Raw genomic sequence first — 22451 nt, forward strand, 5'->3', positions numbered from 1 at the left:
ATATTGTATTCCTTATCTTTTAATTAAACCAATCTTGGCATTCAGTTTGAAATAGTATACACCATTCTCCCTTTCAAGGAATCCATACTTGTCTTTATCAACCGATCCTTTTTCAAGACGTGAATTCAGATAAAGGAAGTCTTCAAACGTTTTCTTTTCCGACTTATGATAGCACAACACCTCGCCACTACCATCAACCAGTAATATACCTTCAACAGCCGAGTCCGTCCCGTTGTATATCTTTGCCGGGCGCATACCCAAAGCGAGCGCCAATAAGAATTGCTTCATTTTAAATTCATAAAAACCATGCTTACTGATCAACTCTTCTTTTATCTTGAGAGGATTTACTGTCTTCATCAGTTCGGTCAGTTCACTGATACGTGTGATGCCGTCCAGATGCATCGTACGCACCATCTCCGCCAACACACGAGGAAAATGCAAGTCAATCATCAGCAAGTTACAGCGAAACACACGGTCTGCCACATCCGAGTATTTCAACACGCCTCCCAGACGTTCGATCATCATCATACGCTCGGCAACCTCCGTAGGCGATTCGGGAAGGGCATTAATTTTATTTACGGTAGGTGCAGCAAACTTTACACCGGATTGCTCCAATTTCAGGTTTGCAGCACGTCCCCCATCCAGCAACGGATTCATCGCACTCAGACGCGAACGGACATTGAAACCGGCTAACGGAGCTTCGGGATGCCAAAAGGCGATTGAGAAATCGGTACGATTTTCCGTCCGTGCTTCAAGATCAAAGATTCCGGCTTCGTCCAAAAACTCCTCCACCCCATCGGGAGAAGTGACTTCATCCGTAGACGAACCTTTTATCGCATTCAGAATCAGGTCAGCCACCATTGCAAAATCTTCGCGGGGCAAGCTTTTTCCGACTTTCTCACCTTCCATCCGGATATCTTCTCCTTCGATATAATAACGCCGGGTGCCATCATGCTCCTCACGCTGAATCATCGCAATGGGCCAGCACTTTTCATCTTCTTTCTTTGCTTGTGGAGTTCCGAGAGAAACTTTTCCGTCCGCCAGCAGACGAAAAAAAACATATAGCTCACTCCACTCTCTTTTTGTTGCTTCAAATGCCATTCTATCTATCTTTTTATTATGTGTGGGAAGAAAACCTCCCCCCTGTCTTATTTCTTTCTCTTATTCATTTCCTTCTTCTTCATCTAAAATACGTGCAGTCTCCACTTTTTCCAACCGAGACCTTAAGCGAGGCATCGCCGACTGTCGGATGCGAAGTGTCATGCTGCAATCCATATCATACGACTGGGAGAGAATTTCCGGTTCCTCCTCTTTCACAATCCGCATCACATCGTTCATAAACGGATATTCAAAAAGCACGGTTACTTCTTCATCCACCGTTTTCTCTACAACAGTGGCAGCGGCAATGGCCTCGGCGGCGGCGGCTTTATAAGCCACAATCAATCCACTGGTCCCCAACTTGATTCCCCCGAAATAACGAACCACGATAATCAGAATATCCGTCAGTTCGTTGGAATTAATTTGTCCCAGAATCGGTTTGCCGGCCGTACCGGAAGGTTCTCCGTTGTCGTTTGCACGAAAGTTTTTACGTTCGTGCCCCAACATATAAGCATAACAGACGTGACGGGCATCGTAATATTTCTTCTGATACGTCTCCAGATGATTCTTAATCTCTTCCAATGTACGCACTGGAAGAGCAATGGCAATGAACTTACTACGCTTCTCGGTATAGGTACCTTCTGAAACTTCAGTGATGGTTTTGTATGTATCTTCTGACATGATATCCGGAATCATTTTTAGTGGTTCAGGCTATACCTAACAACTGTACTTCAAAAACCAGGGTCGAAAAAGCCGGAATAGGACCACTGGTACGTGTCCCATACCCCATGGTATACGGGATGTAAATTATCCAACGATCTCCCACCCGCATTTTCTGCAAAGCGATCTGCCATCCCTCGATGACCTCACTCAAACGGAAAGCTTCAGGACAGTTCCGTTTCCAGGAATTATCAAATTCCCGTCCATTGATCAGTGTCCCCCTGTAATGGACAGACACCACACTGCCGGACCGGGGAGTAGCGGTACCACTACCTTCCTCCAAAACCTTATATAATATGCCACAAGGCAATTCGCATACATCCGCTTCGGCACATAATGCCTGCATGAATTGCTCGTTCTGCAACTTGTATTCTTCTTTTCGTCCCATAGATCTATTCAGATAATAATTACTTCGGTCACAAAGATACGGAAAAACGTACATATTTGGATAGCCCGGAATGCAAAACGAGGATGTTCCTCTGTTTTAGAGTAACATCCTCGTTCTTTTTCTACATCGATACGCTCTTTATTCCAACTCGTGTATCACCAGTCCGGAACGCAGTTTCGGCTCGAACCAAGTGGTTTTCGGAGGCATAATGTTTCCCGTATCGGCAATATCCATCAGTTGCTTCATTGAAACGGGATAAAGGGCCAGTGCCACTTTCATCTCTCCGCTATCCACCCGCCTGCTCAGCTCACCCAAGCCACGGATACCTCCCACAAAATCGATCCGTTTGTCCGAACGCAAATCTTTAATACCCAGAATTTCATCCAGAATCAGATTGGAAGAGATCGTCACGTCCAATACCCCAATGGGATCATTGTCGTCATAAGTTCCCGGTTTGGCTGTCAGGCTATACCATTTACCTTCCAGATAAAGGGCAAAATTATGCAATGCAGCGGGTTTATATATCTCTTTCCCCTTCTCCTCTACCACAAAATTCTTTTCAAGAGCAGTCAGGAATTCGGCAGGTGTCAGACCATTGAGATCTTTCACCACCCGGTTGTAATCAATAATAGTCAACTGGTTCGCCGGAAAACATACAGCCATGAAGTAATTATATTCTTCGTCTCCGCGATGACCGGGATTCTGTTTCGCCTTCTCGGCTCCAACCAGAGCGGCAGCGGCCGAACGATGGTGTCCGTCGGCAATATAAAGTGCTGGCATAGCAGCAAACTCTTTTGTGATCACAGCAATGTCATCGTTATCATCAATCACCCAGAAAGTATGCCCGAATCCGTCACCGGGAGCAATAAAGTCGTATACCGGTTTTTGAGCCGTATACTTCCGGATGATAGTGTCGAGCACTGCATTGTCGGGATAAGCAAAGAATACCGGTTCGATATTGGCATTGTTCACACGAACATGCTTCATACGGTCTTCTTCCTTATCACGCCGGGTCAGCTCATGCTTTTTGATAACGCCGTTCATGTAATCGGGCACATAAGCACCTACCACCAGTCCGTACTGCGTCTTGCCGTTCATGGTCTGGGCATAGATGTAATAATTCTCTTTATCATCCTGCACCAACCACCCTTTATCGCGAAACAGACGGAAGTTTTCTGCCGCCTTGGTATAGACTTTCTCGTCGTGTTCGTCTGTTCCGACCGGAAAATCTATTTCAGGTTTAATGATATGATACAGTGATTTCTCGTTTCCGGCAGCTTCTGCACGAGCCTCTTCTGAGTTCAACACATCATACGGACGTGATGCGACCTGTTCTACCAAGTCCTGTGGAGGGCGGATGCCTTTAAATGGTTTTATTGTTGCCATAAAACTGGGGATTATTTGTTCACTCTAAATTTTTCGCAACCCTCTTTCAGGAAGCCTACAATCTGTTTCGCCGCAGCAATACCTGCATTGATATTTGCCTCGGCAGTCTGAGCACCCATCTTCTTCGGTGTTGAGAAATAACGTCCGGCAAAGAGTTCGGTAAACTTCGCATTGGCAGCAGGCATAATATCGGTGATGTATTTAAAGTCCGGACGTTCTTCCATCAGCTGAATCAGTTCGTCCTCATTGATCACCTCTTTACGGGCCGTATTGACCAGAATAGCTCCTTTCGGCATATTCTTCAGTAAATCACGGTTAATGGAATTCTTTGTTTCGGCTGTAGCCGGAATATGCAGTGAGACGATATTACAAATTTTGTAAAGTTCTTCGGCCGAGTCAACGGCTTTCACTCCATCTTTTTCAATCACATCTTTCGGGCAGAAAGCATCGTAAGCGTAAAGCTCCATGCCGAATCCTTTGGCAATACGTGCCACATTACGTCCCACATTGCCATAAGCGTGGATACCCAGTTTCTTTCCCATCAGTTCCGTACCCGACGTTCCATTATAGAAATTGCGGACGGCATAAACGAGCAGCCCGAACACCAATTCGGCCACGGCATTCGAATTCTGCCCCGGAGTGTTCATTACGCACACACCGTGTGCGGTAGCGGCGTTTAAGTCCACATTGTCATATCCGGCACCTGCACGGACTACTATTTTCAATTCCTTCGCAGCCTCAAGCACTTCCGCATCGATAATATCGCTGCGAATGATAATGGCATTCGCATCTTTCACCGCGTCAAGTAATTGAGCCTTATCTGTATATTTCTCAAGCAGAGCCAATTCGAATCCGGCTCCTTCTATTTCTTTCTTTATACCATCTACGGCAATTTTGGCAAATGGTTTTTCGGTTGCAACAAGTACTTTCATTTCCTTTGTTATGTTTTGGGGATAATTCACCACAGAGGGACACAGATTTGTCTTTCTTCTTCAATTATGGCACTCTGTGGTGAAATCACATTATTAATGAAGTTTCTCAAATTCCTGCATGCAGTCAATCAGCGCCTGTACACTTTCCTTCGGCATCGCATTATAACAAGATGCACGGAAACCACCTACAGAACGGTGTCCTTTAATGCCGGACATACCTTTGTCCGTAGCGAATTTCAGGAAATCGGCTTCAAGGTCTTTGTATTCCGGTGCCATTACGAAACAGATATTCATGCGTGAGCGGTCCTCTTTAGCAGCCGTTCCCACGAACATCTTGTTGCGGTCTATCTCGGCATACAGCATATCTGCCTTTTCGGTAGCCCGGCGATCCATCTCTTTCACGCCACCCTGAGCTTTGATCCAGCGCAAAGTCTGCATCGCAGAATATATAGGCAATACGGGAGGTGTATTAAACATAGATCCGCCGTCAATATGGGTTTTGTAATTCAACATACTCGGGATGTAACGTGACACTTTGCCCACTGCATCGTCCTTTACGATAACAAAAGTGACACCGGACGGAGCCAGATTCTTCTGTGCACCACCATAGATACAGATGTACTTCGAAACATCTACCGGACGAGAGAAAATATCAGATGACATATCGGCAACCATCGGAATTGGTGAATCGAGATCTCCCTTCAACTCTGTACCATAAATCGTGTTGTTGGTTGTCACATGGAAATAGTCTGCATCAGCAGGTATGGTAAAGTCTTTAGGGATAAACGTATAGTTTGCGTCAGCCGAAGAAGCTACCTCAACCACTTCGCCAAACCCTTTCGCTTCTTTCATCGCTTTCTTCGCCCAAACACCGGTGTTCAGGTAAGCAGCTTTCTTTTCAAGGAAGTTGTAAGGTACCATACAGAACTGCATACTGGCACCACCGCCCAAAAAAAGTACCGAATACCCTTCGGGGATATTAAGTATTTCCTTAAACAAAGCTACGGCTTCGTCCATGACTGCCTGAAAATCCTTGCCTCGGTGGCTGACTTCCAAAACAGAAAGACCTGAACCGTTGAAATCGAGAATAGCTTTCGCTGTTTCTTCTATTACTTCGCGAGGGAGAATGGAAGGGCCTGCACTGAAATTATGCTTTTTCATTTGATGAGTGTTTTTGGTTATACAATTTCGTTATTTTATGTCTACTGACATGGCGAATTTACGAATTTATTTCCTCTCAACAAACGTTTCTCTATAAAATTACAATCTCAGAGGGCATTTATCTTACTTTTTAATGGTTTATGCAGGAATTATACACCATTTTGTTATCCATACATGCCAAGATGGTAGAAAAAAGTTCAAACTGATATTATTACAAGGCTATCTATTTTGAAATGAAAGAGAGAGTGACTAAAAAGTGAATATTTATAAGAAGAAGAGGCAAAGACCGTAAAGAACCGGGAGCGGACAACCGGAGCGCCGGGGTACAGTGCCCGGAGCGCCGGGATGTAGGGAAGGAAGAGCCGGGATCCGAAAAGCTGTTTCACCACAGAGGACACAGAGGGCACAGAGAATAGATCTTTAAACAGGAGATTAAAACTCTGTGCCCTCTGTGTCCTCTGTGGTAAAATAGCTATCAAATAAATCCGTTTTAATCCGCCTCTTCAATCACCGTCTTCATCCCTTTGATCTTCTCACCGCGTATAAGCGTCAGCAATTGCTTGACCTTAGACCGCCGCACGGCTACAAAAGCATAATGGTCCTTCACATCGATTGCTCCAACATCTTCACGCGCCAGATTTCCTTTCTTATAGAGGAATCCGGCAATATCGATCTTACTCAATTTGTCCTTCTTCCCTTTACCTATATAAATAGTTATCCACTGAGGTTTAGACGGACGGGGCGCATTCTCCGGTAAGTCAAAGATATCGAGTTCCGAAGGTATATAATCCGGCACGCGTTCCTCCGGATTCAATATCAGATAAGAAGTACCCGTCGCATCCCAGCGGGCAGTACGTCCGTTACGATGAGTAAAAGCTTCTTCATTCACCGGGATATGATAATGAATGATATGCTCCACCTCCGGGATATCAAGTCCGCGGGCAGCCAAGTCTGTAGACACCAGCACCGGACAACTGCCATTACGGAACTTATACAGTGCCCGTTCCCGATCCGGTTGCTCCATACCTCCATGAAAGCGTTCATTGGAAACTCCTTTTTCCGTTAGTAAGGCACTCACACGGTCCACCGCATCCCTGTGGTTACAGAAAACAATACTCGAACTGCTTCCCAACGTACAAAGCAACTTATAGAGGGTTTCTATCTTATCTTTAGCAGGCGAAACCACCTTCATCAACCGCAAACGTGATTCCTCCACATCGTTTGTTAGGAAATCAAGCTTTATCGTACGGTTCAGTCCTGTAAATTGCGGAATCTCTTCCGCATCTGTTGCCGAAGTCAGAAAACGCCGTTTCAAGTCGGGCAACTGTCCGATAACCGTTGCCATCTCTTCCTGAAAACCAAACTCCAGGCATTTATCAAATTCATCGATCACCAACAGGCTCACTGTGCTTGCATCGAAGTTCTGCTTAGAGAGATGGTCGTTCATACGGCCGGGCGTACCGATGATAACCGCCGGCTGCATTCCTTTCATCGTCCGATGCTCTTCCATTGCCGGACGTCCGCCATAACAACTCATTGCCTTGAACTCTGTTCCCATCGCCTTGAACACCTGCTCTATCTGCAACGCCAACTCGCGCGAAGGCACCAGCACCACAGCTTGTACTCCTTTCACATCAGCCCTCAGACTACCGACCAACGGTAACAAGAAAGCAAGGGTCTTGCCCGAACCTGTGGGCGAAAGCAATATCAGGTCTTCGCCACCTTTATTAAATGCCTCAATAGATGCTTCCTGCATCGGATTGAGCTGTTCTATTTTCAACCTATCGAGTATCTCCTTCAATCCATTCATTGTTTTTTCTTTCTCTTGTTTAATCCTTTAATTGATATATAAAGTAAGGGTCATCATTATAATAAGTAATCAGCATCAGGCGGTTCAACCGTCCGTCCACCATCATAGAAATGCTGAAATTATCCAACTTATACTTTCGGACCGGATTACCATTCCAATCGTACTGCTCTACGTACATATAGCGATTTCCTTTATCATTGTCACTGCCCACTGCATAAGGTGTACGTCCCGAATAGGAAATATACACATAATCTCTCGTCGGAGACACCTGCATATAATGCGTTACGTTCGCATCCAATCCATCAGCAATGTTTAAAGTTTCATCATCAAAACCTTTTTGCTGGAAGTTCAGAGTCCGGACGCTATCACCTTTCATATTCATGAACTTCACTATCTTGAAGTATTTATAAGCATAAACCATCCGATTTCTCTGCGGATTGGCAGCCAAAGATCCCAAAACCGGTGATTTTCGAGCGAACCTCAATGTCAACGGATAGCGTTTTTCTTCTTTCAATGAATCACCCTCCACCTTGATTGTACGTATATAGCGTCCTGACTGATAAACAAATTCATCCTTTCCAATCTCTTGCAAATCGTTTACTCCCCATTTTTCTGTAGGAAATAACGTATAGAGATACGTTTGGTTCAGTTCCTTATCCAACCGATATATCCTTCCATTACTTCTTTCATACAGACAGCATAATGCTTCCTTATCAACCGAAGGCACCACCTCCGGTATAAGAAATTCATCCGGCCCGTTACCCTTTACCCCTACAGTCTTTATGTAGGTCATGGCCGGATAATGGAAAACAAAGTAAGGTGCCCTATAATTTTTCTGCACCAAAATACTGTCCGAGCAGAGTAACATCCTGTCTTCGGACGTCTTGAATATAAAAGTATCGGGCTCAACGATCTGCTGCCCCTTCAGTTCGACAACTTCCCCAAACGGATCCTGATCTTTCAGAAAGACCTCGCCCGTCTCCAGTGGAGCTAAAGAAACGATATCCTTCTCCATTGCTTGGGCAATGACACTGTCCTGCACCTGTACTCCGTTTCCGGCTGCACTTTTCTGTCTTCCGCCACACGATAGTAAGTTCACGCCCAATAGAACGAAACAAACTGAACTGACAACTCTGTTTTTCATAGCTGTTTCAATTTTAACGATGACACAAAGATAAAAAAAAACTGCTTCCGGACAGCCGAAAGCAGTTTCTTTATTATAATTCCCGAAGGATTATCCACCGAAGTTATCAAACATCAGGTTCTTAGCCGGAACACCAAGATCGTCGAGCATCTTCTCAACAGCCTTACTCATCGGGCCAGGACCACACATGTAATATTCAATGTCTTCCGGAGCTTCATGGTTCTTCAAGTAAGTTTCGTAAATCACGTTGTGTACGAAACCTGCTGTATACTTCACGCCGGCTGCGTCTGCTGCAGGGTCCGGACGGTCGAGTGCCAAGTGGAACTTGAAGTTCGGGAAATCTTTTTCAATCTGCAGGAAGTCTTCCAGATAGAATACTTCGTTCAGTGCACGGGCACCGTAGAAGTAGTTCATCGTACGGTCAGTGATATGCAGTGTCTTCGTCAGGTGCATAATCTGAGCACGCAACGGAGCCATACCTGCACCACCACCAATCCACATCATTTCGTTCTTCGAATCGAGGATCGGGTGGAAGTCACCGTAAGGGCCACTCATGGTCACCTTGTCACCCGGCTTCAGCGTGAAGATGTAAGAAGAAGCGATACCCGGCATCACATCCATAAAGCCCGGTCCCTGGTCTTTCGGTTTGAAAGGAGGAGTAGCGATACGTACAGTCAGCATGATGCGGTCACCTTCAGCCGGATAGTTGGCCATAGAGTAAGCACGGATAGTCGGCTCGTCATTGCGGCACTTCAAGCCCAGCAGACCGAATTTCTCCCATGCCGGAAGATATTCGTCACCAATCAGGCTCTTATCGATATCCTTATCATAATCCATCGAGAAGGTAGGAATCTTGATCTGGGCATACGAACCCGGCACGAAGTCCATGTGTTCGCCCGGAGGCAGAGCCACGATAAACTCTTTGATAAACGTAGCCACGTTCTTGTTCGAGATCACCTCGCACTCCCACTCTTTCACACCCAGGATAGACTCGTCGATCTTGATAGACATATCCTGTTTCACCTTTACCTGGCAACCGAGGCGCCAGTGATCGGCCTGTTCTTTACGAGAGAAGAAACCGGTTTCGGTAGGCAAAATCTCGCCACCGCCTTCGAGCACCTGGCAACGGCACTGTCCGCACGAACCCTTACCACCACAAGCCGATGAAAGGAACACATTGTTGGCAGACAACGTACCCAGCAGTGTACCACCCTGAGATGTTTTCAGTTGTTGCTCTCCATTCATCGTAATCGTAACCTCGCCCGAAGGAGAAAGATAGCTCTTCGCAACGAGCAGTATAATGACAAGCAGGATGATCACCACAAGGAAGACTCCGATACTTGCTAATATTAAAGACGTCATTGTTTTATTCTTTTTACTTTAGTTATAACTTCAATCCAGAGAAACACATAAAGGCCATAGCCATCAGTCCTACTGTGATAAACGTAATGCCCAGACCTTTCAGCGGAGCGGGAACATCAGAGTAGGCCATCTTTTCGCGGATAGCAGCCAGACCAACAATAGCCAGTAACCAACCGATACCGGAACCGAGCGCGTATACCACAGCACTACCTACACCGGTGATGGCTTGCGGGTTCGACGGATCCATCGTGATTCTCTGCTGCATGAACAGTGAAGCACCCATGATGGCACAGTTAACGGCGATCAGCGGCAGGAAGATACCCAGTGAAGCGTAGAGCGAAGGACTGAATCGTTCCACTACCATTTCTACCAACTGCACGATACCGGCAATAACGGCAATAAAGAGAATAAAACTCAGGAAGCTGAGGTCAACACCTTCAATGATAGCATTGGCAGCCAGCACCTTTGTCTGAAGCAAGTAGTTGACCGGCAACGTAACGATCAAAACAAAAGTTACGGCGATACCCAGTCCTACAGCAGTTTTCACATTCTTCGACACAGCCAGATATGAACACATACCCAGGAAGAAGGCGAATATCATGTTGTCCACAAAGATGGAGCGGACGAATAAACTTAATAATTGTTCCATAATTTTTCTTTTACTTTCTTAGGTTGTATTACTTTTCCTGGAGTTCTTTGCAACGGCTGCGCTGATACCAGATGATACAAGCACAGATGATCAGTGCCATCGGCGGCATCAACATCAAACCATTGTTGATATAGCCCATCTTGTAGAATGACTCGGGGATAATACGGAAGTTGAGCAATGTGCCCGATCCGAGCAATTCGCGGAAGAAAGCCACGATAATCAGAATCTTGGCATATCCCAGACCATTACCCACACCGTCGAGGAATGACTCCCACGGGCCGTTTGCCATGGCAAATGCTTCCAGACGTCCCATCAGGATACAGTTTGTAATGATCAGACCTACATATACCGAAAGCTGTACGCTTACGTCGTATGCAAATGCCTTCAACACTTCACTTACTATAGTTACCAACGCAGCTACTACCACCAACTGTACGATGATACGGATACGGTTAGGAATCGTCTTACGCAGCAAAGAGATAACGACGTTTGAGAAAGCCGTAATCACAGTTACCGAAAGACCCATCACGATAGCCGGTTCCAGTTTGGCCGTTACAGCCAGCGCCGAACAGATACCGAGCACCTGCACGGTTACCGGGTTATTCAATCCCAGCGGAGTAGCGAATACTTCTTTATTCTTTTTAGAAAATAATTGGCTCATATTCTATCGTTCCTCCTTAATTATTAGTTAAAAATTTATCGTACTGGCTCAGACAAGCTTTGATCATGGCATCCACACCTTTCGAAGTGATTGTACCACCCGAAATACCGTCTACCTGATAAGCAGGGTCTGTCACCTTTCCGTTTTTCTCTACAGCCAGTGCAACCTGTCCGTCTTTCAACACCTTCTTGCCCGAGAATTCACCCTGGAAAGCGGTTGTCGCAATTTCGGCACCCAAGCCCGGAGTTTCGCTGGCATGCGAGAAATAAACACCATAAACAGTGTCCTTATCAGCATTTAAAGCCACATATCCCCAGATAGCGCCCCAAAGGCCGGCGCCATAAACCGGTACCACATACTTGGTCTCTCCGTCTACATCACATACGAAAACGTGCAAACGATTGTTTTCCTTTGCTTCTTTTTCGTAGCTGATAGAGAAACCATCCGTATTTTCTGTCAGAGTGCCATCTACGTTCATCAGCATGTCACCCTTTACATATTTATTATATTCAGCATCGGCGTCCTTCACATCTCTGATGTTCAAAGCAGCCAGAATTTGCTTCTTCGTATCCAGCTCCTGATTCTTGTTCTGAATCGCTTTCAGTGAAGAGCTGACGAATGCGAGCAGGAATGCCACGATAACAACCATTACCGAAGCATAAATGATAGTATAAGAATTACTATTTGTATTCATCTTTCTTGTTCGGTTTAATTGTTAGACTTAATAGCGCGTTTTTCACGCAGTTTGATGTTGCTCTGAACCACACAGTAGTCAATCAGCGGAGCGAAGATGTTCATCAGCAGGATAGCGAGCATCATACCTTCGGGATAACCGGGGTTCAGCACACGAATGATGATGGCCATCGCACCGATCAGGAATCCGAAGATATATTTACCGGTCTCCGTACGTGCAGAAGTCACAGGGTCGGTAGCCATAAATACGGCACCGAAGCAGAAACCACCCAGCACGAGGTGTTCGTACCAAGGCATGTGAGCCATGGCAGTGTCCGGACCTACAGCATTGAAAATCCAGCCCATGAAAGCACCACCTACGAATACGGAAAGCATCGTTTTCCAGCTTGCGATACCTGTCCACAACAGGATAGCAGCACCAATCAGAATAGCAATCACACTGGTTTCACCGATAGAACCCGGAATCAGACCGGTCACCATGTCCCAGGAGAAAGCCGGGAACCCGTTCGGATCGGTAGCAGTAGATGCTACACCCAACGAAGTGGCCGCTGTCAGTCCGTCTACCGTATTACCCAGTCCGAAGATACTGTCTTGTGCCACCCAAACGGCATCACCCGACATCTTGGTAGGATATGCGAAGAACAGGAAAGCACGGGTAACGAGCGCAACATTGAACACGTTCATACCTGTACCGCCGAATACTTCTTTGGCGAAGATAACAGCAAATGCAGTAGCTATCGCCAGAATCCACAACGGACAGTCCACCGGTACGATCATCGGAATCAGGATACCCGAAACGAGGAAACCTTCCTGAATTTCTTCTTTCTTCCACTGTGCTACGACAAACTCGATGCCCAGACCCACTACATAAGATACGATAATCTTAGGCAGTATGGCCAGGAAACCGTAAATGAACATTTCGATGAAACCACCCTGAGCTCCGGTGTGAGTGAAATGCTGGTAACCTACGTTGTACATACCGAACAGTAAAGCCGGTATCAACGAAATAACCACAATCGACATGATACGTTTGCTATCAATCGAGTCGTGGATGTGCGCTCCCGATTTCGAAGTGGTGTTTGGCACGAACAAGAATGTTTCGAAACCGTCGAACACCGAACGAAACGCGTGGAGTTTGCCGCCCTCTTCAAAGTTCGGCTTTATCTTATCGAGATAATTTCTTAACGCTTTCATTAATTATGAATTATATAAATTATGTGTTATGAATTACATCATTTCAGCACGAAGCATATCGAGTCCGGCACGAACGATGCGTTGCAATTCCAGTTTCGAAGAGTCGACAAACTCACACAAAGCAAAGTCCTCGGGCGCTACTTCGTAGATACCCAGAGCTTCCATGCGATCGATGTCTCCGGCAATGATTGCTTTAATCAGGAATTCAGGCAGAATGTCCATCGGGAACACTTTGTCGTATTCGCCGGACATAATCATGTGGCGTTCGCCTCCCTTGATACGGGCATCGAGCACATACTCTTTCTTATTCCCCATCAACCAGCTGAAATACGAACGGTTCACGCTGAACTGATTGAAACGTGGCATAATCCATCCCAACATTTCGTGGATGTCGTCGCCTTCGGGAATCACGGTCAACTGACTGTCGAAAGCACCGAGGAATCCGTTTGGTTTCACCTGCTTGCCTGTCAGCACATTACCGCTGATGTAACGCAACTCCTTACCTTTTGTCACGTTTCCGGCAAACACATTGGTCAACAATGCACCTACTTTCAGTTTGCAATAAGCCGGTTTCAGGACTTCAGAGCCTGTAACGGCTACAGTGCGTGTCAGATCCACCCGTCCGGAATTGAACAGACGTCCGATGAAGATCACAGCTTCTGCGCCGATGGTCCACACGGTTTCACCTTTCACCACAGGAGCTACATGATTGATTTGCACCCCTACATTTCCGGCAGGGTTCGGTCCGTCAAATACGGTTACCGTGACATTTTTAGCCTGTGTCAAGGCTGTCGTTTTTTGTTTGCTGCTAATACCGAGATACGTCTTGGCGATCTTAGCCAGGGCATCCAGTCCAGTCTGGAAATTAGCTTCTTCCCCTTTCAGAGCGAACTCAAAATCGGGTGCCAGCGGGTTGCTGTCGAAAGCAGAAATGAAAATAGCCCGCGGAGCGACTGTCGGATCGGCAATCACGTCATACGGACGCTGTCTCATAAATGCAAACATACCAGCTTCCAAGAGTGCAGCTTTCACAGCCTCACCGTCGAGTTTGGATACGTCCTTCTTGCCGAATTCTTCGTAATCCTGCTCAGCAGCGGCTTCAACCACGATGTTCAGCACCTTACGGCGTGCACCGCGCTCCACGCTTGTTACAACGCCGCTAACGGGCGAAACAAATTTAACTTCAGGATGGTTCTTGTCGATAAACAAGGGTCCCCCGGCCATCACATATTCCTGTTCTTTCACCACCACCTTCGGAGTCACTCCTGGGAAATCATCGGGTACGAGTGCGTAGAATCCCGGTTCTTTCACCGTTGAGAGCTCTTCAGCAGCTTTTCCTTTCAGGTTGATGTCAAGGCCTTTACGTAACTTTATTACATTTGCCATGTGATTATATAAAATAATGGTTTCATAATTTGCCCGCAAAAGTAATAAATAATAATGTGAATAAAGAGGAAATGTGAAAGGAATTAAGGAGATATTTCTTTAATTAGCATCGTTAACGATCACAAAGACACTAAAAAGGCTAAAATTATCACTGATGAACGGTCAACAAAGAACGAGGAACAGGCTATGCTGAATGAATTATTGACGACGAACAGGGGATGTCGGAAAGTATAAATTATGGGGGGACATAGCCATCCGGAAAGAAGGGTGTAGCCTTAGTTGCAAAAGGGTGTAGCCCTATGGATGAAAGGGCGTAGCCCCAACAGCAAAAGGGTGTAGCCATCCGCGGAGGACAGCTACACTCTTTTTTATTTAGCGTCGATCGTTTGGAACCCTTCAATCGATATATAAAGATATGTATTCAATCTCCTCTCCCCCCAAAGGACGCTCCCCTTATAAACCGGGGGAGAATGAAGGCAATACCTACCTTATGGCACAAACCTGTTGACCGTTTATCATTCAGAGTTCATCGGTCAGCGTTCATTTCACTCTTCCGGAGCAAACATCGGGTCCCAGGCAGGCAAACGAACAGGTTTCTGCTTCAGAACTTCCAACACTTTGGGAGTTGCGAATTTCTTTTCTACCACCAGGCGGAACATATATTCGTTGAACCACTGATCCGTCATAATCAAGTGTCCCTGATAGCCATTGGCAGCTCCCCAACTGTTTTCCACCATCCATTTCACCGGTTTGCCATCCTTAATGTCTACCGCCATCAGAGTCATGGCATGGCTCGATCCACTGGCAAATGTCTGCACACGCTGTTTCTTATCCATACCGAAAGTGGTACCCATCAACGAAGCATAGTCATAGTTGTTCACATCCAGCAACCCGCGTTCCGAGTTCAAGAATTTACCTACATCACACGAAAAATACATCATCGTACTATCCTTCAGCGAAGCGATGGCCATCTCCTTGATTTCATCGGCCGGCAGGTTAACATACGTCCAGTTACGTCCGTCATAACGGTGACGGTCAAAGTCGATTTCATAACACTTATAATATTCACGGCTCGGATCGTTCATCAGCATCACGTAATTGTCCAGCAGATTCTTGTCGCCGTATTTTTCGAGGAACGACATCGGTGTGTATTGTGCAGTCTCCACCGGATTCCCTTTTTCATCTTTACGCGTCCAGGTAAACTCCGTAGGAGGAACCCCCAGATTCAGCACCAGCATGCGGTATACGGTGCCCAGCATTTCCGTTTTACTGTTTTCAAGCGCAGGCAGTTTGTCTCCCTTTGCAGCCTGATCACGCAGTTGCAGACCAAATTCACGCAATTTTTCAGCAATCAGCCCAGCCATGCGTGATGTATTCTCGCTGCTGTTCGTCTCAGGCATCACCTCTTTGGGCACCAGACCATATTTAGAAACGATGTCGGCTACACCTGTAAACGTACCTCCGTCACTCAGCGGATTACGGAACAGCCACTCCACCATTTTGTCGTCCATCGGCTTCTCACGGGTGTCGATGACACCTTGCAGGAAAAGATTCGCTTTCTCCAGTTGATCCCAGAAGAAGTTGTAATTCTGAGAAAACTCAAACGATCCGAGTCCGTACCGGGCGATGGCTTTGGCGCGCATCACATTCAGGCCGGTGAACAGCCAGCAACGACCGGACGATTTCTGGTCTGTAATTCCTTTTGAGTCTACTTTAATAGAAAAATGGGTATCCATTCCCTTCAGGTTGTCCTGATTCAGAGCAAGCTTACGGATATCGTTGTTACCGATCGCGTTACGGATGGCCTTGTCGGTTGTCGTGCCCTGGTAGTTTTGTTTAATCCGGTTCAGCATTTCAGAGCTGATACCTCCCTTGTCCTGCTGTGCATACACACTTAAGAATGCGGCACTCAGAACAAAAACAGATAATATTCGTTTATTCATGTGGTAAAGTAATTTGGTTAATAAAGGAGCCTTCTCCTTTTTCTTTGCAAAAATAGCATCCTTTTCCGGATTTTTTGTCACAGTATTTAGATTTATTATCTATTCGAATGAAAACTAATCCAAATAAAATAGTTTCCTTTGCACCCATATTCGTACAAAGCAATGAAAAAATATATAATAGGTATATTGATGGCGATCATGCCCGCCACATTCACTGTGGCTCAAGAAGAAGGCACTACGCTCAGCACTGACACGACAAAGCAAGACAGCATTCCCGCCCTATCCAAGCGCGAACTACGACGTCAGCGGGTGGCCCGCCGTAACCTCCACTACAATATTCTCGGAGGTCCCAGCTACACTCCCGATTTCGGTCTGCTGATTGGCGGCAGCGGGTTGATGACCTTCCGGATGAATCCCAGCGACACCACCCAGCAGCGCTCTGTAGTGCCCGTAGCCATTGCCCTGATGTTCAATGGCGGACTCAACCTGTTCTCCAAGCCGCAACTTTTCTTTAAGGGCGACCGTTTCCGTATTTTCGGACAGTTCAGTTATAAAAACACACAGGAAAACTTTTACGGCATCGGTTACAGTACCAATAAGGATTATGTGCGCAGCGACACCACCAGCCAGTATCGTTACAGTGGATTGCAGATCAACCCCTGGTTCCTGTTCCGTCTGGGCGAAAGCAACTTCTTTGCCGGTCCGCAAGTCGACCTCAATTATGACCACATGTACGATCCGGCCAAATACCTTGTCGACCAACCCTCTTATAAAGCGGCCGGCGGCACAGAGAAAGGCTACAAGAACTTCAGTTCAGGTGTCGGTTTCCTGCTGACTTATGATACACGCGACGTACCCGCCAATGCCTATCGCGGCATGTATCTCGACTTCCGAGGCATGATGTACCAAAAATTCCTGGGAAGCGACAACAACTTCTACCGTTTGGAGATAGACTACCGCCAGTACAAAACGTTGCGCAAACGCGGTGTACTTGCATGGACCGCCCAAAGTAAAAACGTATTTGGCGACGTTCCGCTCAATAAATACGCGCTAAGCGGCACTCCGTTCGACCTTCGGGGATATTATATGGGGCAATACCGCGATAAATCGTCACACGTCGTCATGGCCGAATATCGCCAGATGATCAATACGGACAAGGGCAACTGGGTGAAACGCATGCTCAGCCATGTAGGCTATGTGGCTTGGGCCGGATGCGGATTTATGGGTCCCAATCCGGGAAAAATAGAGGGTGTTCTGCCCAACATGGGCGTGGGTCTCCGCATAGAAGTACAGCCCCGTATGAACGTCCGTCTCGACCTGGGACGCAACATGGTGAACAAACAAAACCTGTTCTATTTCAACATGACCGAGGCATTTTAAATAAATTATATTCAAATTCAATGCTATATTTATAAAAAAAAGGGGTATATTTAGGGCATTAGTTGCAGATTTGTCTTATATTTGCACAGATTTCACAAGCATACAGACAATATATACAAATAAATATACCCGTTTATGAAAAGAGCCCTATTCATATTCATTAGTATACCCCTACTCTTATTTGGTGCAGCTTCTCTTGTATATGCGCAGGAAACCAGCGATTACTCTAAACTGACTACGGAAGACTATACTAATATTTCCCTCCCCCCACTCGACCTTCTGTTCGAAAATGCCAAAGGAGGACCGATCTATGAACTGGCCGGTGTAAAAGAGCAGATAGAGCGCAAACTGCTGGCCAAGGAAAGACGCGCGTTCCTGAAGTTCTTCAGTGCCCGGGGTACTTATCAATGGGGAAAAGTAGGTATGGATAATACCTTTACTGATGTATCTACGCCCATCATGTACAACTACAATACATCCAAACAAACCATGTATACGATAGGTGGCGCTATCAACATCCCCTTTGACGAATTATTCGATCTGTCTCCTCGCGTTAAACGCCAAAAACTGAATGTAAAAGCTGCTGCCTTGGAACGGGAAGTAAAGTTTGAAGAGATGAAGCGGGAAATCATCGAGATGTATGCAACTGCAACCTCTCAGCTCAATGTATTAAAACTGCGTGCTGAAGCTTTGGAGTTAGCAACTATGCAGTATGATGTGGCCGAGAAGAATTTCGTAAACAACATCATTGACACAGGAAATTTATCTGTCGAGAAGCAAAGACAATCCGCTGCATTAGAAGCTTTCGAAAAAAGTAAGTTTGAAGTAATCAAGAGCCTAATGATTCTGGAAGTCATCACCCGTACACCTATTTTAAGAAAATAAACAATCATACATTATGGACTATGTATTTTATCTGCTCCGCTCCCTCTATCGCGTGAAATGGTGGATTCTGTTGGGTACCGCCCTTATTACCGCTTTTGTATATTTCCGTATAGGACGTATGCAAGGAGGCTACAATGTGGAATCCACTCTTTATACAGGTGTCGTTTCGGGCTATGGCATTGAAGAAGAGACTAAAGTAGACTGGGCGTTGGCTCAAAACTCAATGGACAACCTGGTCAATATCCTGCAATCGGAAAGTACCCTGAAGCGTGTCTCCCTGCGTCTTTTCTCACGCGTCCTGGTAAAAGGGAGGCCGGATAAAGACAACGAAGGAATCACCGCCTCCAGCTATAATTATACTTACAATCACATGAAGAACAGCAAGGATGGTAAAGCGCTGGTTGCCTTGATCGATCGGAACAGCGAAGACAAGACCATGGAGAACTTCATGAAATATGAACGTCCGGACAAAGAAAATTACATTTACGGATTGTTTTATTTTCAGCATGTATTTTACAGCTTTCAAGCCCTGAAGAAGATCAAAGTAGAACGTAAGGGAAACAGTGATTTAATCAAGACCAGCTATCAGTCCGGTGATCCGGGCATTGCCTATAATACGATTGACATCCTGATGAAGGAATTTGTCAACGAATATCAGGCACTCCGTTACGGAGGCACCGATAAAGTGATTGAATACTTTGAAGCTGAATTGAAACGCATCGGCAAAGAACTTGCCGGACAGGAAGATAATCTGACTCAATATAACGTGGACAACCGGATTATCAATTATTATGACGAGACCAAAGAGATAGCTGCCATCAATAAAGAATTTGAATTGCGCGAACAAGATGTCGAGTTTGCTTACAACAGTTCGAAAGCGATGCTTATGGAACTCGAGAGACAGATGGATGCAAACTCCAAGTTACTGATCCATAACGTGCAGTTAGTGGATAAACTAAAACAGACGAGCAATTTAACCGGAAAAATCACTGAGATGGAAACAATTTCATCGCCAAATGACAGTACCGGAACCAAGCTCCAAGCCTACAAAGACCGCTTAGCGCAGAATCGGAAAGAATTGTCAAGCATTGCCAGCCGATACGTGAACGGACAACATTCCAAAGAAGGAGTTGCCCGAAACACCATCGTGGAACAGTGGCTCGACCAACTACTGCTTTTTGAGAAAGCAAAGGCCGAACTGAAAATCGTACAAAAAAGCCGTAATGACCTGAATGCAAAATACACTCACTTTGCTCCGGTGGGCACCACCATTAAGCGCAAAGAACGCATCATCAACTTTACTGAACAGAGCTACCTGACCAATTTAAAGAGCTATAACGATGCCCTATTGCGCAAAAAGAATCTGGAGATGACAGCCGCCATCCTGAAAGTGCTCAATCCGCCTGCCTATCCGATCAATCAAGAATCTGTAGGACGCCGGAAAATTGTAGCGATGGCATGTGCTGGCACCTTCTTCTTTTTAGTAGCAGTATTCCTGTTGATAGAACTGATTGACCGCACCCTGCGTGACACAACCCGTACGCGCAAGTTGACAGGCGGCATTGTACTGGGCTCCTATCCTGCTCCCATGAAGCCCGGCCCCGTCAATAAACAATGTGAGGATATGGCCACCCGTTATATGGGCACCGCTATTCAACGTTTCTTTACCGGACGAGCAGAAGGGCTTCCTTTTATTCTCAATCTTCTCAGTACCGAAGAAGGCAGCGGCAAGTCCTATTTGGCAGAACGCCTTAAGAACTATTGGGAATCGCTTGGCCTGAAAGTACGACTGCTGACCGATGGGGTTGATTTCGACTCCGGTTCACCCGGCTTCATATTATCCCAAAGTCTGAAAGAGATCTATACGCCTCAGTCCGAAGAAATCGTGATTGTGGAATACCGCAATCTGAAGCAAATAAACATACCGACACCCTTGTTACAAGAAGCTCAATTGAACTTATTGGTTGCTTCGGCTATTCTTGGTTGGAAAGCGACTGACAAGGTATTACTCCAAAAGCTCAGGTTACAGATAGGAAAGCCTCCTTATTTCTACCTCAACCGCGCGCCGAAGTACGAAGTAGAGACTTACACCGGTATGCTTCCGCCATATACCTGGATGCGCAAACAGATGTATCGGATCTCTCAACTCGCACTGACAGAAAGGTCTCTATACCGCCTCCACAGCAAGAAAACCTCCAAAGACAATCTCCAGGATGACGATGATGATGAATGATGAAGAAATCTATAAAGAACGGGATCCGGATACATCCGAGCCCGTTTTTTATCTTTTGTTTGCCTCTCAGTTGATACTGATGTTGATGGGGATGTTCATGTCTGTCAAAATGGGTCTGGTCACTCTTCCGATAGTTACCGTATTGGGTGTGATTGCTTTAGGCAGATGCAGCAGCCGGAGTACAGACTGGAAACGGGGAAGAAACTTAATGGCAGGACTTATCCTGATATGGGGGCTCTATTGCCTGTTCGAAGTAGGCAATTCCAATCACGTGCAGGAAGCCTGGAACATAGCTATCACCCAATACTTTTTCTATCCGTTGCTTTGCGCTTTCCTGGTGCCTCTGACCATCCGTAACTATAAAGGGATAGAAGCTCTGCTGCTGATTTGGTCTGTTTTCGTTTTAATAGCCACCCTGAAAGGTTACTGGCAAAAAAATCACGGCTTCAACGAACGGGAACTCTATTTTCTTTACGTATTGGGCGGATATCGCACCCATATCATCTGGTCCGGCATCCGCTATTTTTCCTGCTTTTCCGATGCAGCCAACTATGGAGTCCACGCAGCCATGGCCGCCACCACATTCGGCCTGTCCGCCTTCTTCGTCCGTAAAAAGTGGATGAAGATATACTTCGGTGTCATCACCCTTTGCGCTCTTTATTGCATTGGCATCTCGGGTACCCGGGCAGCCGTAGGCGTACCGTTGGGAGGAATCCTGCTGTATGTTTTAATCTCTAAAAACTGGAAAGGATTTGTGCTTGGAGTCGTTTCACTGTTTGCCGTCTTTTCATTTTTTTACTTCACTAATATCGGAGACAGCAACCAGTATGTACGCAAGATGCGCTCTGCTTTCCGTCCCAATAAGGACGCCTCCTATCAAGTAAGGGTTGAGAATAAGAACAACATGAAAGCATTGATGGCAGTAAGACCCATCGGTTACGGGCTCGGCCTGTCGAAAGGAGCACGTTTTCAGCCCCGAGAACTGATGCACTACCCGCCCGATTCGTGGTTGGTGAGCGTATGGGTAGAAACGGGTATCATAGGACTGGTGCTCTATCTGCTTGTTCATGGAGTACTCTTTGCCTGGTGTTCCTGGCTATTGATGTTTAAGGTGATGAACAAGCGCTTGAGAGGCTTGTTGGCCGCCTGGCTTTGTATGGCTGCCGGTTTCTTCGTTGCCGCCTATGTAAATGATGTGATGCAATATCCCAACTCCATTATCGTTTATACCGGTTTCGCCCTTTGCATAGCGGGTCCTTATATCGATCCCGTGATGCAGAAAGAAGAAGAGGAACTGAAAAAGAAGAAAAATAAGACAGAGCAAGAAGAATTTTATTAATAATTAAAATAGAAATGAATACGATTCACCACAGATTACACAGATTAACACAGATATTTTAATTTAACTCGCAGTAAAATAAATTAT

General features: G+C 46.0%; 19 protein-coding genes. 4 read left to right on the forward strand and 15 right to left on the reverse strand.

Features of this window, described 5'->3' with window-relative positions:
• Window positions 1-12: 12 nt before the first annotated feature.
• The 15 genes from JZY04_RS13020 to JZY04_RS13090 form a co-directional block, all read right to left on the reverse strand.
• Entirely contained in the window at window positions 13-1101 is a 1089-nt protein-coding gene (locus tag JZY04_RS13020) for an HpaII family restriction endonuclease (protein WP_122143420.1), read from the reverse strand.
• Between the two features lie 60 nt (window positions 1102-1161).
• A complete protein-coding gene (locus JZY04_RS13025) occupies window positions 1162-1779 on the reverse strand; it encodes a YigZ family protein (protein WP_022012706.1) in 618 nt (205 codons plus the stop codon).
• A 25-nt stretch (window positions 1780-1804) separates the two neighbouring features.
• Window positions 1805-2206, reverse strand: coding sequence for an FKBP-type peptidyl-prolyl cis-trans isomerase (locus JZY04_RS13030; RefSeq protein ID WP_122143421.1), 402 nt, complete (start codon window positions 2204-2206; stop codon window positions 1805-1807).
• Between the two features lie 138 nt (window positions 2207-2344).
• Complete coding sequence (locus JZY04_RS13035) at window positions 2345-3592, reverse strand: DUF1015 domain-containing protein (protein WP_022012705.1); 1248 nt, start codon at window positions 3590-3592, stop codon at window positions 2345-2347.
• Window positions 3593-3603: 11 nt separating this feature from the next.
• Entirely contained in the window at window positions 3604-4524 is a 921-nt protein-coding gene (locus JZY04_RS13040) for an NAD(P)-dependent oxidoreductase (protein ID WP_005777001.1), read from the reverse strand.
• A gap of 93 nt (window positions 4525-4617) precedes the next feature.
• Window positions 4618-5685: a 3-phosphoserine/phosphohydroxythreonine transaminase gene (gene serC, locus JZY04_RS13045; protein ID WP_005776999.1), complete on the reverse strand. Its 1068-nt coding sequence runs from the start codon at window positions 5683-5685 to the stop codon at window positions 4618-4620.
• A gap of 490 nt (window positions 5686-6175) precedes the next feature.
• On the reverse strand, window positions 6176-7495 hold the full coding sequence (locus tag JZY04_RS13050; protein WP_005805377.1) for a DEAD/DEAH box helicase: 1320 nt from the start codon (window positions 7493-7495) through the stop codon (window positions 6176-6178).
• 19 nt (window positions 7496-7514) lie between these two features.
• A complete protein-coding gene (locus JZY04_RS13055) occupies window positions 7515-8639 on the reverse strand; it encodes a BF3164 family lipoprotein (protein WP_122143422.1) in 1125 nt (374 codons plus the stop codon).
• Between the two features lie 90 nt (window positions 8640-8729).
• Window positions 8730-10001 (reverse strand): NADH:ubiquinone reductase (Na(+)-transporting) subunit F, encoded by a 1272-nt coding sequence (nqrF, locus tag JZY04_RS13060; protein WP_005776994.1) that lies wholly within the window; start codon window positions 9999-10001, stop codon window positions 8730-8732.
• A 22-nt stretch (window positions 10002-10023) separates the two neighbouring features.
• A complete protein-coding gene (gene nqrE, locus JZY04_RS13065) occupies window positions 10024-10650 on the reverse strand; it encodes an NADH:ubiquinone reductase (Na(+)-transporting) subunit E (protein ID WP_005776993.1) in 627 nt (208 codons plus the stop codon).
• Window positions 10651-10678: 28 nt separating this feature from the next.
• On the reverse strand, window positions 10679-11311 hold the full coding sequence (locus JZY04_RS13070; RefSeq protein ID WP_005787205.1) for an NADH:ubiquinone reductase (Na(+)-transporting) subunit D: 633 nt from the start codon (window positions 11309-11311) through the stop codon (window positions 10679-10681).
• Between the two features lie 16 nt (window positions 11312-11327).
• Window positions 11328-12005 carry a Na(+)-translocating NADH-quinone reductase subunit C gene (locus JZY04_RS13075; protein WP_005776989.1) on the reverse strand — a complete coding sequence of 226 codons (678 nt, stop codon included), beginning with the start codon at window positions 12003-12005 and terminating at the stop codon, window positions 11328-11330.
• 14 nt (window positions 12006-12019) lie between these two features.
• Window positions 12020-13198 (reverse strand): NADH:ubiquinone reductase (Na(+)-transporting) subunit B, encoded by a 1179-nt coding sequence (locus tag JZY04_RS13080; protein WP_032542406.1) that lies wholly within the window; start codon window positions 13196-13198, stop codon window positions 12020-12022.
• A 33-nt stretch (window positions 13199-13231) separates the two neighbouring features.
• Window positions 13232-14584 carry a Na(+)-translocating NADH-quinone reductase subunit A gene (locus JZY04_RS13085; RefSeq protein WP_032530869.1) on the reverse strand — a complete coding sequence of 451 codons (1353 nt, stop codon included), beginning with the start codon at window positions 14582-14584 and terminating at the stop codon, window positions 13232-13234.
• Between the two features lie 545 nt (window positions 14585-15129).
• On the reverse strand, window positions 15130-16527 hold the full coding sequence (locus tag JZY04_RS13090; RefSeq protein ID WP_122143435.1) for a C1 family peptidase: 1398 nt from the start codon (window positions 16525-16527) through the stop codon (window positions 15130-15132).
• Between the two features lie 162 nt (window positions 16528-16689).
• Between JZY04_RS13090 and JZY04_RS13095 the strand changes: the two genes are divergently transcribed.
• From JZY04_RS13095 to JZY04_RS13110, 4 genes are all read left to right on the forward strand, one after another.
• Entirely contained in the window at window positions 16690-17907 is a 1218-nt protein-coding gene (locus JZY04_RS13095; protein ID WP_032537960.1) for a BamA/TamA family outer membrane protein, read from the forward strand.
• 135 nt (window positions 17908-18042) lie between these two features.
• Complete coding sequence (locus tag JZY04_RS13100; RefSeq protein ID WP_122143423.1) at window positions 18043-18792, forward strand: TolC family protein; 750 nt, start codon at window positions 18043-18045, stop codon at window positions 18790-18792.
• Between the two features lie 13 nt (window positions 18793-18805).
• The gene (locus tag JZY04_RS13105; RefSeq protein ID WP_122143424.1) at window positions 18806-21025 is read left to right on the forward strand and encodes a hypothetical protein; all 2220 of its coding nucleotides are present in this window, start codon (window positions 18806-18808) and stop codon (window positions 21023-21025) included.
• Complete coding sequence (locus JZY04_RS13110) at window positions 21015-22364, forward strand: O-antigen ligase (RefSeq protein WP_122143436.1); 1350 nt, start codon at window positions 21015-21017, stop codon at window positions 22362-22364. Before JZY04_RS13105 ends, JZY04_RS13110 begins: the two co-directional genes overlap by 11 nt.
• The last annotated feature ends 87 nt before the right edge of the window (window positions 22365-22451 follow it).

Origin of the sequence: Bacteroides sp. 11BF (genome assembly GCF_019633765.1) — a bacterium.
GTDB lineage: Bacteria > Bacteroidota > Bacteroidia > Bacteroidales > Bacteroidaceae > Bacteroides > Bacteroides hominis.

Bases quoted from the DNA above. Each gene is read 5' to 3' on its own strand.
- JZY04_RS13020 (WP_122143420.1), bottom strand. From the start codon at position 1,101: ATGGCATTTGAAGCAACAAAAAGAGAGTGGAGTGAGCTATATGTTTTT.
- JZY04_RS13025 (WP_022012706.1), bottom strand. From the start codon at position 1,779: ATGTCAGAAGATACATACAAAACCATCACTGAAGTTTCAGAAGGTACC.
- JZY04_RS13030 (WP_122143421.1), bottom strand. From the start codon at position 2,206: ATGGGACGAAAAGAAGAATACAAGTTGCAGAACGAGCAATTCATGCAG.
- JZY04_RS13035 (WP_022012705.1), bottom strand. From the start codon at position 3,592: ATGGCAACAATAAAACCATTTAAAGGCATCCGCCCTCCACAGGACTTG.
- JZY04_RS13040 (WP_005777001.1), bottom strand. From the start codon at position 4,524: ATGAAAGTACTTGTTGCAACCGAAAAACCATTTGCCAAAATTGCCGTA.
- serC (WP_005776999.1), bottom strand. From the start codon at position 5,685: ATGAAAAAGCATAATTTCAGTGCAGGCCCTTCCATTCTCCCTCGCGAA.
- JZY04_RS13050 (WP_005805377.1), bottom strand. From the start codon at position 7,495: ATGAATGGATTGAAGGAGATACTCGATAGGTTGAAAATAGAACAGCTC.
- JZY04_RS13055 (WP_122143422.1), bottom strand. From the start codon at position 8,639: ATGAAAAACAGAGTTGTCAGTTCAGTTTGTTTCGTTCTATTGGGCGTG.
- nqrF (WP_005776994.1), bottom strand. From the start codon at position 10,001: ATGACGTCTTTAATATTAGCAAGTATCGGAGTCTTCCTTGTGGTGATC.
- nqrE (WP_005776993.1), bottom strand. From the start codon at position 10,650: ATGGAACAATTATTAAGTTTATTCGTCCGCTCCATCTTTGTGGACAAC.
- JZY04_RS13070 (WP_005787205.1), bottom strand. From the start codon at position 11,311: ATGAGCCAATTATTTTCTAAAAAGAATAAAGAAGTATTCGCTACTCCG.
- JZY04_RS13075 (WP_005776989.1), bottom strand. From the start codon at position 12,005: ATGAATACAAATAGTAATTCTTATACTATCATTTATGCTTCGGTAATG.
- JZY04_RS13080 (WP_032542406.1), bottom strand. From the start codon at position 13,198: ATGAAAGCGTTAAGAAATTATCTCGATAAGATAAAGCCGAACTTTGAA.
- JZY04_RS13085 (WP_032530869.1), bottom strand. From the start codon at position 14,584: ATGGCAAATGTAATAAAGTTACGTAAAGGCCTTGACATCAACCTGAAA.
- JZY04_RS13090 (WP_122143435.1), bottom strand. From the start codon at position 16,527: ATGAATAAACGAATATTATCTGTTTTTGTTCTGAGTGCCGCATTCTTA.
- JZY04_RS13095 (WP_032537960.1), top strand. From the start codon at position 16,690: ATGAAAAAATATATAATAGGTATATTGATGGCGATCATGCCCGCCACA.
- JZY04_RS13100 (WP_122143423.1), top strand. From the start codon at position 18,043: ATGAAAAGAGCCCTATTCATATTCATTAGTATACCCCTACTCTTATTT.
- JZY04_RS13105 (WP_122143424.1), top strand. From the start codon at position 18,806: ATGGACTATGTATTTTATCTGCTCCGCTCCCTCTATCGCGTGAAATGG.
- JZY04_RS13110 (WP_122143436.1), top strand. From the start codon at position 21,015: ATGATGAATGATGAAGAAATCTATAAAGAACGGGATCCGGATACATCC.